The organism is Terriglobales bacterium (genome assembly GCA_035691485.1).
Classification (GTDB): domain Bacteria; phylum Acidobacteriota; class Terriglobia; order Terriglobales; family Acidobacteriaceae; genus JAIQGF01.
Genome location: DASSIZ010000051.1, coordinates 1 through 12,130, shown reverse-complemented (window position 1 = coordinate 12,130; position 12,130 = coordinate 1). Strand labels below are relative to the sequence as shown.

Genomic DNA, 12,130 nt, shown 5'->3' with positions numbered 1-12,130 from the left:
GGTCCAGGCTTTGTTCGACAGTACTCGCTGCTACAATTCCTTTCGGCGAAGGTGCTCTGATGCCTGCTACGTATGCCAACGGCAAGATCTGCTACATCGAGATTCCCGCCACCGACATTGCGCGCTCAGCTGAGTTCTACCAGAAAGCATTCGGCTGGAACATTCGCAAGCGGGGCGACGGTGCTACTGCCTTCGACGACGCCGTCGGTGAAGTGAGCGGAGCGTGGGTGCTGGGGCGTCCGCCGGCATCCAAGCCGGGATTCGTCATTTACATCATGGTGGACAGCGTGGAGTCGGCGGTGGACGCGGTCATTGCCTCCGGCGGCAAAATCGTGCAGCCCATCGGCGTTGACGCCCCGGAGATCACCGCCAGGTTCACCGATCCGGCAGGAAACGTGATCGGCCTGTACCAGCAACCCCAATGAGTTGCGCAATTTGGTAATTTCGTAATTGCGCAATCGCCGGAAATGCCTGTCAGTGCATTCCCACCATCGCCCGCGCCCGGCGCTCCGGATACAACGGAAACGCCTCGCAGAGCTGCAGCACTTCGCGTTTGATCCTGCCCAGCGTCTGCCCGTCGGTGCGATTGTTGAGCGCCTCTGCGATCCAGTGGCCGATCTGGCGCATTTCATTTTCTTTCATGCCGCGCGTGGTCAGCGCCGGGGTCCCGATGCGGATGCCGCTCGGCTTCATCGGCGGGTTGGTGTCGAACGGGATGGCGTTCTTGTTGACGGTGATGCCGGCCGCGCCCAGCGCCTTCTCCGCTTCGCTGCCGAGCATGCCCTTGCTGAACACGTCCACCAGCATCAAGTGCGTGTCGGTGCCGCCGGAGATGATGCGGAAGCCGTCGTCGGCGAGCGTCTTCGCCAGTACCTTGGCGTTGCCGACAATTTGCCGCGCATAATCTTTGAATTCCGGCTGCATTGCTTCGTGGAAGCACACGGCTTTGGCGGCGACCATGTGCACCAGCGGGCCGCCCTGGTCGCCGGGAAATACCGTCTTGTCGATCGCCGCTGCCAGGTCAATGTCCTTATCGCCAATCCGCGCCATCTTCTGGCACAGGATCATCCCCGCTCGCGGCCCGCGCAGCGTCTTGTGCGTGGTCGTGGTGACGATCTGCGCGTGCGGCACGGGCGAGGGATGCACGCCGCCCGCCACCAGCCCGGCAAAATGCGCCATGTCCACCAGGTAAATGGCGCCGACCTTATCCGCGATCTGGCGCATGCGCGCGAAATCAATGATGCGAGGGTAGGCCGAGCCGCCGCCAATGATCAGCTTCGGCCGCTCGCGCTCCGCCATCTTCTCCAGGTCATCGTAATCGATGGTTTCCGTTTCCTTGGTGACGCCGTAAGGAACGATCTTGTAGGTCTTGCCGGAAAAGTTCAGGTGATGACCGTGGGTGAGGTGGCCTCCGTGCGCCAGGTTCAGTCCAAAGACGGTGTCGCCGGGCTGAATGACCGCCGCATATGCCTCCATGTTTGCCGACGATCCCGAGTGCGGCTGCACGTTGGCGTGCTCGGCGCCGAACAGTTGCTTGGCGCGTTCGCGGGCCAGCGTTTCCACTACATCGGTGAACTCGCATCCGCCGTAATAGCGCTTGCCCGGATATCCCTCAGCATACTTGTTGGTGAACACCGAGCCCATCGCTTCCAGCACGGCTTCGCTCACGAAGTTCTCGCTGGCGATCAGTTCCAGGCCCTCGTGCTGGCGGCGCTCTTCGTTGTAAATGGCGTTGGCGACTTCCGGGTCTACTTCGTAAAGAGGACGGGACATGGGCTGCTTCATAAGCGCTCTTCCTGTCAGCCGCCGGCGATTCGGGGCGGCGAATCCGGAAACCGTAAAGCATACTCCGCAATCCGGGCGCTTCCAAGTTGGCCGGGCGCGGCCAGCGAAGCGGCGTGCTGAAACGGAACTTCGGTCCCGGCCAACCTGCTCCGAAGTAACGGTTCGTCCATCAGGTAAATTGCTGATGTCGAGTCGGGGTGGTGTTTGCTACTATCGCTGCTCGCCACGCAGCGTCGATATGACAAATGAAGAAAGCACTGGTGATATTAGTCTGCCTGCCGCTGGTGGTGTTTTCCGGAGCCGCGAAATCGAAGAAGCCTGCGACGCTGGTCGCGAGTGCCGATCCGCAAGCTTTGCTTCCGTCGACCAAAGATCAGGAAAGCGGACTGCTTCTCAGGAAAGTGGGTAGTCCGTTCGACATCTGCGCCGGCATGCGTTTGCGCGACAGTTCTACCGTCGGCCTGCTTCTGAAAATCACGAATGCATCCGCTAGACCCCTGGTTTTTGCCCCCAGCGAAATCGTGGTGATTTTGCCGAACGGACATTCCTATCGACCCTTCAGCCAGAACGATGTCCTGCAAGAGGCGTACGCGGTGGAGGCAGGCGCCCGTTCCGAATCAGTCGCGGAAGAAACCCCGACGCTGTCTGCGAAGCGCGCTTCGGTATCGGAGGCGGGCTCTGCGAGCAGTTGCTCTGTCCGAGGCGAAAGCGCCGCCTGCTCAACCGCGGCGGACGTATCGACCGAACGGTGGCGCGCCCGCCGGGTTGCGCTTCGCTACATGACAAGAGCTGTTCTCCAAGACGTTAAGTGGAAGCACTATGTTCGCGCCGTCAAAGAGCAGTACCTGGTGGCCCAGAAACTTGCTCCTGGCGCTACCGCGAGCGGCTATGTCGACATCTATGTCGAAAACGTGCGCCAGGGGCCATTCACGGTGAGAGTTCCGGCGGGAGGCACGAACTGGATCGCGCCGGCGCCAGGAGAACTAGCGGTGCCCGTCAGCGCCTACAATTTCAGCTTCGGGCCGGAAATCAGGTGATGGCACACCCGGGAAAGCACGGCTCATTGCTTAGCTGGTCGGGACACGCTCTTCGCGCTCGATTTGGGAGATCTTTTCCACCCGCCGCTGGTGCCGGCCGCCGGCAAACTTCGTGCGTAACCACATATCCAGGATGCTGTGCGCTTCCTCGTCGGTCATGACGCGCGCGCCCAGCGTCAGCACGTTGGCATCGTTGTGCTCGCGTGACATCTGCGCCTCATAAACCGTATGCGCGTTGGCGGCGCGGACCCCGGGAACTTTGTTGGCTGCTATCGCCATGCCAATCCCGCTGCCGCATACCAGCACGCCGCGATCGGCTTTCTTCGCCGCCACCTCTTCGCCAACCTTGCGCGCATAGTCCGGGTAATCGACGGAGTCGCTGGACAATGTGCCCTTGTCATCGACCTGGACACCCTGTTCGGTCAGCCACTGCTTCACTTTTTCTTTGAGCGGGAAACCCGCATGGTCGGCGCCGAGTGCGATTTTCATTTGCTGATTGTATCCCTTTAAGCGAAAACGGCTCACGGTCAGATTCTGTGAGCGCTCCGACCGTGAGCCTCTATCGCAGCAATGCCCGTGGTTAGTGCTTGTCCTTCTCGTGGCGCTCTTCGTCCTTGTCGTGCTTCGTGTCGTATCGCAGTCCTTGCTCCACCTGCTGGATGGCCTGGTTGACGAGTTGCTGCGCCCTGGCGCGATGCCCGCCCTTGTCGTGCTCCGCCTTGGCCAGTTCGGCCTGCGCTGCTTTCAAGTGTTCCAGTGCTTCCCTCATGTGCGGCTGCTCTTCCGCCCGGGCGGCGGGAACGAACATGCTGCCGGCCAATGCCAATGCCATCAATCCTGCGGGGACTTTGAAGTTCAATGACATCCTCACCCTCCAGGCACGGTTGGTGCCGTCGGATATTATCCGGCACGTGTCAACCCGTTACTTGTACGCTCCCGGATTTCGTCACATAATGCGACCCTCGGGACAATTCTGGAGGAGCAATGCCCACGCTGAAGCGGGTCGCACAAGAATTCAAGTACATCAAGTTCGACCACAGCACGTTCGCTGCCCACATCACGCTGAATTACCCGCCGTACAACGTGCTGACGATACCGATGATGAGCGAGTTGGCCGAAGCCATCGAGAGCCTCAATGGCCGCGCCGACGTGAAATGCATCCTGCTCGATTCGTCGCAGAAGACTTTCTCCGCCGGCATCTCGGTCGAAGACTCGCGACCTGAGCGCGTCTTCCAGACGCTGGACGCCTTCAACCGCGTGTTCCATGCCATCGGCGAAATTTCAAAGCCGCTTATTGTTGTGGTGAATGGCCCCGCCATCGGCGCCGGCTGCGAACTGGTCGCCTTCGGCGACATGGTTATCGCCACTACCAACGCCCGCTTCGCTCAGCCCGAGGTGAAGATGGGGGTCTTTCCTCCGTTCGCTGCCATCATGCTGCCCGCGCTCATCGGTCCCAAGAAAACCTACGAGCTCATCCTCACGGGCAATCCATTGACCGCGGAAGAAGCGCTGGCGTTTGGCTTCGTCAATAAGGTGGTCCCGGAGGCCGAACTTCCCAAAACTGTGAACGAGGTCTTGATGCGCATCGGCGAGTTCAGCGGCCCGGTGCTGGAGATGACCAAGCGCGTGATCGGCAGCTCGATCGGCAAACCGCTGGCGGAAGCGATGAAAGAGTCGCAGGACATTTACTTGAACCAGCTCTACGACTTGGAAGATGTTGCCGAAGGTTTGCGCGCGGTGGTGGAGAAGCGCAAGCCGGTGTGGAAGAACAAGTAAAGATTTGCGCACAGGTTCCGCGCGGAACATCTGTGGAAATGCCCAAAACAGAACGAGGGCGCGCTTTTCGGCGCGCCCTTAACGTTCTGGGGGAAGGTACATGAGAAACGGCCGTGGACCAGCCGAATCCTTGCCTCTTGGTACTGACGTTACGCTACGAAAAATCCTGCTCACGTTCAGCCAAAATCTTGCCGTAGTACTTTCGAGCTACTATCGCCTCACGACATAATTCACGACGGAGCAACGCGCGGGGCTGTCCAGCGGCCCGACTCGAGATCACAGTGCGCTGTTGAGGAAGCGCACCAGGTGCCAGGCGTCGAGGAACTTGTACGGGGTTTCGCCGGTGGTGTAGTGGCCGCAGGGAAGCACGGCGACGCGATGATCGAGATGGCGACGGCGAAATTCGGCGACCACTTCGCGGGAAAACTCCGGCAGGAACGTCAGGTCATAGGTGGCATAGACGATCAGCGACTTTTTGGGGAAGCGAGCGTACTGCTCGAAGTAGGACATGGGGCTGATCGCCAGCCAGCAATTGCGCAGGCTGTCGAGGGAAATTTCACGTTCGACGCCGGCGCGGACGTGGCGCGTGGACTGGCCGGTCCACACCACGTCGGCAAAATAGGTGGAAGCGTGGTTGAAGGCGTTCACGCGCAGCCGCTGGTCGTGGGCGCTGGCAATGAAGGCGTAACAGGAACCGAGGCTGGTGCCGAGGATGCCCAGCTCGCGGTAGCCCTGCGATTCCAACCAGTCGAGGCAGCAGCGGATGTCGAGAATCGCCTGCCGCGCGGCGGCGATGGTGCGGCCGATGTTGGCGGAAACGGCGTAATCGGCGCGTTCCAGTTCGGCGGGCCGGCGCACGTCGTGGTACGGCATGCTGAGGCGCAGGCCGGCGATGCCGCAGAAATTCAACATGCGGCAAAGCGCGTTGTGACCGAGCGCATCGGCATTCCACTGCGGCAGCACGATAACCGCGCGCCGGCCGCGGGCCGGGAACCAGCGGGCATTGGCGGTGTTGTTTTCGCGGTAGGGAGTCTCGGCGGCCGAGGTGAAGCGGAGGAAGTTGCCGCTGCCGCGCTCGCGGTCGTCGCCATTGTTCCCGCCGGAGGCGTGCAACCTTACGGGATGCTTCTCGATGCGGAAGTCGGTAGGAGTGCGGTACGAGAAGAATTCGTCGCTGTGGGCGATGATGTGGTGGTTGAGTTCTTGGAAGAATCTTTCGGGATTGCTCGCGACCGCGGGCCGGTCAGCGCTTAAGCCGGGCCAGTCACGCGTCCATTCTTCGCCCCACTCGAACGGACGCACGATGCGGTTGGTGTCGCGGGTGGTGAGACGAGTCTCCCACTCGTGCATCCAGTTCTGGTAGCGGCGACGCATGGATGAAAAAGAATAACAAAAGCTCTTGGCTCTTAGTTGTCAGCTCTTAGTCGTCAGCCAGATCTGCCAGTCCATTACCTGGCCCGTGAAAGCTACTCGGTGTAGGTCCTGCGGACGCGCCCGCCCACCCGGCAGAGGACCTCGTACGGGATGGTCGCTTCCAGGCGCGCGTGCTCCCAGGCGTCAATCATGCAATCGCCATCGGCGCCGAGAATGGTGACGTCGTCGCCAAGCGCGGCGCCATTTACGTCGGTCACGTCCACCACCGTGATGTCCATGGAAATAATTCCGACCAGCGGAGCGTAAGTTCCGCGCACGATCACGCGTCCGCGCGAAGAGAGATGGCGCGAGAGCCCGTCGGCGTATCCGACCGGGAGCACACCAAGTTTTGTCGGGCGGTTGGTGACATAGGCAGCCTTGTAGCCGACCGTCTGTCCGGCGCCGACGTCCTTCATGGAAATGATTTTCGTCTTCCATGAAAGCACGCGCTTCACTGCCAGGGGATGTGGAATTTCGGGGTCATCCTCGGTACGCATCAGCGGCAGGCCATAGCCGTAGAGCAGCATCCCGGGACGAACCATGTTGCGCCACAGCGAGGGCCGCCCCCCTACTGCGGCACTGTTGGCGATGTGGCGGTAAGTCGGGGAGAAACCGTGCTCGCAGACAAATTGCTCGAATTCGGCGAAGCGCTGCGCCTGCTGCCTGGCGTCGGTCGCATCGAGAACTTCGGCGGATGCGAGGTGGCTGAAGACGCCCTCGAGCGCCACCGCTTCGGCGGCCTGGATACGCTTCAGAAAAAGGCCCATGAAGTAATCGGGAACACCGAGGCGGGCCATGCCGGTGTCCACCTTGACATGGACGGGAAACGATCGCGGCGGAGCATTGACCTTGGCAAGCGCGGCTTCAAGAGCGCCGATTTGCCACCACTCCCAGACCGTGGGCGTGAGCTGGTGACGCACTACGTCGTCCTGCTCGCCGCGCCAGAAGCCGGTCATCAACAGTACGCGCCCGGTAACGCCGGCTTCGCGGACCTTGACCCCTTCCTCCGTCGAAGTCACCCCGTACCAGGTGGCGCCGGCTTCCTGCAGTGCGCGAGCGCACTCGGGCGACCCGTGGCCGTAGGCGTCGGCCTTGATGACGGCGCAGACGGTCACCTTGTCCCCGACATGTTCCTGGATAAGGCGAAAATTGTGTCGCAACGCGCTGAGCGAAATCTCCGCCCAAGTAGGTCTCATGAATTTGCAATTTGAAATTTAAAGATTTGCAATTGCTCGATGATTGTAAACGACGGCCTCATTCGCAAGCGTGGGAACCAGGATCGCGAACAAAAGTGTGCAAGAACCGCAGGGGAAGAGATTCCAGAGGAGGAGAAGCCTGTCCTGCAGGAGGAGACCATGAAGCTGGAATCCCTTGAACAGATGGTGGCGGAACGAGGCCGGTGGAAGATGACCGCGATCTCGCTGCTGATCGCTCTGGCCGCGGTCCTGGCGCAAAACGCGCGTGCGGACCTGCCGTATCCGGAGCGCGTTCGGGCGCGCACGGTGGAGGCGGAGGAGGTCGTGCTCAAAGACAGCAGCGGGAAGGTCCGGGCGCGCATGGAGGTGCAGGGAAGCGCGGCCCGGCTGGTGATCTTCGACGAAGACGGGAAAGCCATTGCCGTGCTGCCGGAGCGAGCGCGATGGAGGGACCTGGGAAAGTGACGGTGGCGCTCAGGCAGATTCCTGGCGCGACTTCGGGAACAGCGATCGCCACTGGTCCAGGTCCGCGGGCGGATGCGCTGTTATCTTTACGTTCGCCTTAACGTGTTCAGGGCGGCCCATGCCGACCAGTGCGGTCACCAATCCCGGGGCGGAGCGCGCAAACTGAATGGCATTTTCGGCGGAGGTTCTCATTCCCAGCCGCTTGCTGACGACTTCCGGCAGATCGCCGGCCAGTTGTCCCTGGGCAAGGGTGCCGCTGCCGATAGCGGCGATGCCAACGCGGTGCACGAACTCCAGCGCCGATATGGTTTCCTCGTTGAATTGATGATTGTTCGAGGACCACGCCTCGGTCATCGCCAGGTTGAAGGGGAGCTGGATGAAGCGGCAATGATTGCCTTCCCCGCCGGCCTCATAGGCGCAACGCAGCACGGCTTCGAGCGGCATGTAGCCGTTGTCGCCGGGCGCGACACGGAAGGCATTCCAACTGGCCACGCCGTACCACCGGATTTTGCCCGCGTCGGCGGCTTGTTCCAGCTCGCGAAAGGCCGCTGCCAGCCGCTGAACAAACTGCGTGGGCGGCACTGAGGCGAGCTGCGTCTCCGGGTTGTGGACATAAAAGACGTCAATGGTTTCCAGGCCGAGATTGCGGCGGGAGCGCTCCAGTTGGTCGGCAAGGAAGCGCGGTGCCATGCAATGCATGCCCCCGGCGATCTCGGCCGGATCGAGAATGCCCGGCTCGATGTACTCTTTCATGAAATAGGCGCGCGGATCGGACGGCATGTCGCCGTCGAAGGTCAGATATCCGGCCTTGGTGCAGACCAGCACCTCGTCGCGACGGAGCTTACCCTCTCCAATCAGCTGCGACATCGCAGCGCCAATGTTCCGCTCGGAGCGCTGGTGTCGGTAATTGATGGCGGAGTCCACAACGTTGATGCCGGAAGCAAGCGCTTCGGCAAGGGCAGCGGTGTAGGCGCGGTCGGCGTCGTCGTCGGGCTCTCCCAGGTAAGTGCCGATGCCCATGGAGGAGAGTGTCAGCTCGCCGACACCCTGCACCCACTCGGGACGCCGGAAATTAAGGTGAGCCTGTGGAAAATGCTGTGCAAAGCGCGCACAGCCTTCGGCAGTGGCGAAGCCTGAGATCATGACCGCCTAGTGTATCAGCGCGTTAGGCACGAATCCTTTTTGGGAAACTTTTCCGGAGCTGCACCAGTTTTGCGGCAGCAAACTTCTCCGCCGCTTTCGCATCTGTAAGTAGGCGAACGAACCAATTGTCTCCGGGGGATTGCCGGGGCTCGGGCCCGGGCGTAGTCTTTGGCTGGCGGACCGCAAAGCGAACAAGGAGAGAATTTATGAAAGCGTTTCTATTCGGGTTGGGACTTGGCGTCGGGCTGGGTGTTCTGTTTGCGCCCATGAGCGGGCAAGAGGCACGCAACACGTTGCAGGAGCGGGCGCAAGACTTGGCCAGTTCGGCGCGTGAAACCTTTGAGCAAGGCCGCGACCGTGTGCAGCGTACGGTAAGCAGCATTCGCGGAGAGGCCGGCGTGCGTCCGACCGGCACCGAAAGCAGCATTTAAGGGGTTACTAAGTACCGAGTACCAAGTACCTGCTGTGCTTAGGTACTTGGTACTTGTATTCGTGCACTGCGACATCCCGCAGCGGCTAAGCCTCACGGGTCAAAGACCCGTGCCACACGGTCGTTCGGAGCCGGGCTTACCGTCCTTAAAGCGGGAATATGTTAGATGCCCCCAAGCAATGGCGCTTGGATTCCACTTTGCCCTTACATATTGTGAGCCGCAAGGATAGCAATGCGGTGGCAAGGCGGGTCTGGCTTATCGAAACCCTGGCGGCGATGGCCATTCCCAACTTGATCCGGTCGAAGATGTCCGCCCAATGAGGCTTCCGCGTCGTCGTCGCTGCACGCCATTTCCAACGCCCAGGCGAGTTACCAGATTACCTATCCGTATATTGGCTATGCCGAGCAGAGCAGTAGCGAGCTCTGCTGGTTTGACACTGCCGCTCTCCGGCCTTTATTCTTGATGTTTGCGCCGAGGTAGTTCTGCTGCTTGTACGACCGGGTGATTGTTGGAAGGCTTAGTCTGTTGGTCTGCGATGTTCATCAGCCTGCAAGTTCTGGAACAAAAGGAAATTAATTTTCGGGAGGAATATCCCCCCGACACGGTTGACTTGGGTCCAGATATGCGCCAGTCAGCGCCGCTGCGAACCAGCGGGCGGGCGACGCTGATTGAGGAACATCACGGGCACAAGGAAGTGATTCAAGACATCCGGGTGCTCGGCGAGCTGGCAACGTCGGTGGAGACCGCTTGTGCCCGGTGCCTGGTGCCGGTAACCCGGGAGGTGGCGCGGAAGTTCGAGCTTCTGTACCGGCCGCGGGGCGTCGATGGCGGCCGGGCAGAGATTTCCGTCACCCAGGCGGAGGCGGAAATCGGCTACTACACCGGCGACGGAATCGAGTTGCGGGACGTCCTGGGGGAGCAGATCCTGCTGACCGTGCCTATGAAGGTGGTTTGTCGCGAGGGATGCAAGGGCCTGTGCCCGCATTGCGGACGCGATCGTAACCAGGGCGAGTGCAATTGCGCGGCTTCCGTTCCCGACCCGCGATGGGAAGCGCTGAAAGAGCTGAAAGACAAGCTAGGGCAATGAGAATTTGAAATTTGAAACTCGAAGTTTCGAATTTCCAATTTTCAGTCGCGGAGAGTTTCAGTGCCGCCACTGTCCTGATCGGAATATTTATGGCGAATCCAAAGAGACGACATTCCAGGGCGCGGACCTCGACGCGGCGCGCTCACGATTTCCTGACCGCGCGCTCGCTTTCCGAGTGCCCGAACTGCCACGAGCAGAAATTGCCTCATCGCGCCTGCCCGAAGTGCGGCTACTATAAGGGCCGCGAAGTGCTGACGATTAAGGAAAAGGAATAGGTCGCGGGTTGGAGAGGAAGAATCGCAGGTGCAGGGTGCGCGCCCGGCCCGCAGCCTGGGAACCTGAGGACCTCTACGCCGAATGCCCACGGTCATAGCCGTCGACGCCATGGGCTCGGATCGCGCGCCGAAACCGGAAATCGAAGGCGCGATTCTGGCCGCGCGTCACCACGACGTCCACGTTCTTCTGGTCGGGCCTGAGAACGAGGTCCGAGCGGAACTCCGCCACCATCCCACCGCGCCCTTCGAACAGATCCAGGTGGTTCATGCCAGCGAAGTCATCGGCATGAACGAAAAGGCCGCGCAAGCGGTGCGGGCAAAGCGCGATTCCACTTTACGCGTGGGACTACGCATGGTGCGCGACGGCAAGGCCGCGGGATTTATCACTGCCGGCAATACCGGCGCTGCGATGGCAACGGCCAAGATGGTGCTGGGCGCGCTGCCGGGCGTGGACCGTCCCGCGCTGGCGGCGGTTTTCCCCACCGCGCAGGGAACGGCGAGCATCATGCTGGACGTGGGCGCCAACGTCGATTCCAAGCCGCACAACCTGGAACAGTGGGCGGTGATGGGCGACATCTATGCGCGCGCGATTTTCGGCGCTGAGCGCCCGCGCGTCGGGCTGCTCTCCATTGGCGAAGAAGAGGCCAAAGGTAACGATCTGACGCGCGCCGCGCACCAGCTTCTAAAGCAACTGCCGCTGCAGTTCGTGGGCAACGTGGAAGGCCGCGATCTGTACAACGGCAATGTGGACGTCATCGTCTGCGACGGCTTCATCGGCAATGTTGCGCTGAAGGTTTCCGAAGGACTGGTGGAGACCGTCAGCTACATCCTGAAGGATTCCTTGCGCGCCACCATCACGCGGCAGGTCGGGTTCTTGCTTTCGCGCCGGGCGTTTGAAGAATTCAAGAAACGCCTGGATTATTCCGAATATGGCGGGGCGCCGCTGCTCGGGCTCAAGGGCGTGTGCATCATCAGCCACGGGTCATCGAACGCACACGCCATCAAAAACGCCATCCGCGTGGCCGCCGAATTTGCCAATGCCGGCATCAACGCCGAAATCGCGCGCGGACTGACGTCGGCTCGGGGAAAGAGCGCTGCCATCCCAGTGGCTGATGGCCTGAACCGCTGATTGACCGCAGCATGAGCGCACATACTCCAGAACAGACCGCATTCATTTTTCCCGGCCAGGGATCGCAGAGCGTCGGCATGGGCCGCGAGTTGGCCAGCCTGCATCCGGTCGCACAGCAGACCTTCGATGAGGCAGACGCGGCGCTCGGGTTCAAACTTTCCCAGGTGTGCTGGGAAGGTCCGGACGAAAAGCTGCGGCTGACCGAGATCACGCAGCCGGCGATTTTGACGATGTCGATCGCGGTGCTGCGGGTGTTGCGCGAAAAAGGAATCGCGCCGGCCATCGCGGCCGGGCACAGCCTGGGCGAGTATTCGGCGCACGTTGCCGCCGGCACGCTGGAATTTCAAGACGCGGTGCGGACGGTGCACCACCGCGGCCGCTACATGCAGGAAG

The 12,130-nt window shown here is 61.2% G+C and carries 15 protein-coding genes; 9 read left to right on the top strand and 6 right to left on the bottom strand.

What is annotated here, in order from left to right:
- Window positions 1-59: 59 nt before the first annotated feature.
- Window positions 60-425, top strand: coding sequence for a VOC family protein (locus tag VFI82_06480; GenBank protein HET7184312.1), 366 nt, complete (start codon window positions 60-62; stop codon window positions 423-425).
- 49 nt (window positions 426-474) lie between these two features.
- Here VFI82_06480 and glyA read toward each other — a convergent pair whose 3' ends face one another.
- Window positions 475-1,785, bottom strand: a complete 1,311-nt coding sequence (gene glyA / locus VFI82_06475) for a serine hydroxymethyltransferase (protein ID HET7184311.1) — start codon at window positions 1,783-1,785, stop codon at window positions 475-477.
- Between the two features lie 245 nt (window positions 1,786-2,030).
- Here glyA and VFI82_06470 point away from each other — a divergent pair, with 245 nt between their 5' ends.
- Window positions 2,031-2,822, top strand: coding sequence for a hypothetical protein (locus VFI82_06470; GenBank protein ID HET7184310.1), 792 nt, complete (start codon window positions 2,031-2,033; stop codon window positions 2,820-2,822).
- A gap of 30 nt (window positions 2,823-2,852) precedes the next feature.
- Here the strand turns inward: VFI82_06470 and rpiB are convergent, their stop codons facing one another.
- On the bottom strand, window positions 2,853-3,311 hold the full coding sequence (gene rpiB / locus VFI82_06465) for a ribose 5-phosphate isomerase B (GenBank protein ID HET7184309.1): 459 nt from the start codon (window positions 3,309-3,311) through the stop codon (window positions 2,853-2,855).
- Window positions 3,312-3,402: 91 nt separating this feature from the next.
- Window positions 3,403-3,687, bottom strand: coding sequence for a hypothetical protein (locus tag VFI82_06460; protein ID HET7184308.1), 285 nt, complete (start codon window positions 3,685-3,687; stop codon window positions 3,403-3,405).
- Window positions 3,688-3,806: 119 nt separating this feature from the next.
- On the opposite strand from VFI82_06460, the gene VFI82_06455 reads away from it, so the two are divergent.
- Complete coding sequence (locus tag VFI82_06455; GenBank protein ID HET7184307.1) at window positions 3,807-4,598, top strand: enoyl-CoA hydratase/isomerase family protein; 792 nt, start codon at window positions 3,807-3,809, stop codon at window positions 4,596-4,598.
- Between the two features lie 276 nt (window positions 4,599-4,874).
- On the opposite strand, the gene VFI82_06450 is transcribed toward VFI82_06455, so the two are convergent.
- Together VFI82_06450 and alr are read right to left on the bottom strand one after the other, a co-directional pair.
- Entirely contained in the window at window positions 4,875-5,972 is a 1,098-nt protein-coding gene (locus VFI82_06450; protein ID HET7184306.1) for an alpha/beta hydrolase family protein, read from the bottom strand.
- 92 nt (window positions 5,973-6,064) lie between these two features.
- Complete coding sequence (alr, locus tag VFI82_06445; protein HET7184305.1) at window positions 6,065-7,207, bottom strand: alanine racemase; 1,143 nt, start codon at window positions 7,205-7,207, stop codon at window positions 6,065-6,067.
- A 159-nt stretch (window positions 7,208-7,366) separates the two neighbouring features.
- Between alr and VFI82_06440 the strand changes: the two genes are divergently transcribed.
- Window positions 7,367-7,672 carry a hypothetical protein gene (locus VFI82_06440; protein HET7184304.1) on the top strand — a complete coding sequence of 102 codons (306 nt, stop codon included), beginning with the start codon at window positions 7,367-7,369 and terminating at the stop codon, window positions 7,670-7,672.
- Window positions 7,673-7,681: 9 nt separating this feature from the next.
- Here VFI82_06440 and VFI82_06435 read toward each other — a convergent pair whose 3' ends face one another.
- Window positions 7,682-8,815, bottom strand: a complete 1,134-nt coding sequence (locus tag VFI82_06435; protein ID HET7184303.1) for an aldo/keto reductase — start codon at window positions 8,813-8,815, stop codon at window positions 7,682-7,684.
- A 206-nt stretch (window positions 8,816-9,021) separates the two neighbouring features.
- Here VFI82_06435 and VFI82_06430 point away from each other — a divergent pair, with 206 nt between their 5' ends.
- The 5 genes from VFI82_06430 to VFI82_06410 all read left to right on the top strand — a co-directional run.
- Window positions 9,022-9,246: a YtxH domain-containing protein gene (locus tag VFI82_06430; protein ID HET7184302.1), complete on the top strand. Its 225-nt coding sequence runs from the start codon at window positions 9,022-9,024 to the stop codon at window positions 9,244-9,246.
- A 535-nt stretch (window positions 9,247-9,781) separates the two neighbouring features.
- Window positions 9,782-10,333 (top strand): DUF177 domain-containing protein, encoded by a 552-nt coding sequence (locus VFI82_06425; protein ID HET7184301.1) that lies wholly within the window; start codon window positions 9,782-9,784, stop codon window positions 10,331-10,333.
- 89 nt (window positions 10,334-10,422) lie between these two features.
- Window positions 10,423-10,608: a 50S ribosomal protein L32 gene (rpmF, locus tag VFI82_06420; protein ID HET7184300.1), complete on the top strand. Its 186-nt coding sequence runs from the start codon at window positions 10,423-10,425 to the stop codon at window positions 10,606-10,608.
- Window positions 10,609-10,690: 82 nt separating this feature from the next.
- Window positions 10,691-11,737 (top strand): phosphate acyltransferase PlsX, encoded by a 1,047-nt coding sequence (gene plsX, locus VFI82_06415; GenBank protein ID HET7184299.1) that lies wholly within the window; start codon window positions 10,691-10,693, stop codon window positions 11,735-11,737.
- Between the two features lie 11 nt (window positions 11,738-11,748).
- Window positions 11,749-12,130: ACP S-malonyltransferase (locus VFI82_06410; protein HET7184298.1), on the top strand; the 382-nt coding region annotated here is incomplete at its 3' end.

What these genes read in the sequence shown, in the direction of transcription:
- VFI82_06480 (HET7184312.1), top strand. Translation starts at nt 60, where the DNA reads ATGCCTGCTACGTATGCCAACGGCAAGATCTGCTACATCGAGATTCCC.
- glyA (HET7184311.1), bottom strand. Translation starts at nt 1,785, where the DNA reads ATGAAGCAGCCCATGTCCCGTCCTCTTTACGAAGTAGACCCGGAAGTC.
- VFI82_06470 (HET7184310.1), top strand. Translation starts at nt 2,031, where the DNA reads ATGAAGAAAGCACTGGTGATATTAGTCTGCCTGCCGCTGGTGGTGTTT.
- rpiB (HET7184309.1), bottom strand. Translation starts at nt 3,311, where the DNA reads ATGAAAATCGCACTCGGCGCCGACCATGCGGGTTTCCCGCTCAAAGAA.
- VFI82_06460 (HET7184308.1), bottom strand. Translation starts at nt 3,687, where the DNA reads ATGTCATTGAACTTCAAAGTCCCCGCAGGATTGATGGCATTGGCATTG.
- VFI82_06455 (HET7184307.1), top strand. Translation starts at nt 3,807, where the DNA reads ATGCCCACGCTGAAGCGGGTCGCACAAGAATTCAAGTACATCAAGTTC.
- VFI82_06450 (HET7184306.1), bottom strand. Translation starts at nt 5,972, where the DNA reads ATGCGTCGCCGCTACCAGAACTGGATGCACGAGTGGGAGACTCGTCTC.
- alr (HET7184305.1), bottom strand. Translation starts at nt 7,207, where the DNA reads ATGAGACCTACTTGGGCGGAGATTTCGCTCAGCGCGTTGCGACACAAT.
- VFI82_06440 (HET7184304.1), top strand. Translation starts at nt 7,367, where the DNA reads ATGAAGCTGGAATCCCTTGAACAGATGGTGGCGGAACGAGGCCGGTGG.
- VFI82_06435 (HET7184303.1), bottom strand. Translation starts at nt 8,815, where the DNA reads ATGATCTCAGGCTTCGCCACTGCCGAAGGCTGTGCGCGCTTTGCACAG.
- VFI82_06430 (HET7184302.1), top strand. Translation starts at nt 9,022, where the DNA reads ATGAAAGCGTTTCTATTCGGGTTGGGACTTGGCGTCGGGCTGGGTGTT.
- VFI82_06425 (HET7184301.1), top strand. Translation starts at nt 9,782, where the DNA reads ATGTTCATCAGCCTGCAAGTTCTGGAACAAAAGGAAATTAATTTTCGG.
- rpmF (HET7184300.1), top strand. Translation starts at nt 10,423, where the DNA reads ATGGCGAATCCAAAGAGACGACATTCCAGGGCGCGGACCTCGACGCGG.
- plsX (HET7184299.1), top strand. Translation starts at nt 10,691, where the DNA reads ATGCCCACGGTCATAGCCGTCGACGCCATGGGCTCGGATCGCGCGCCG.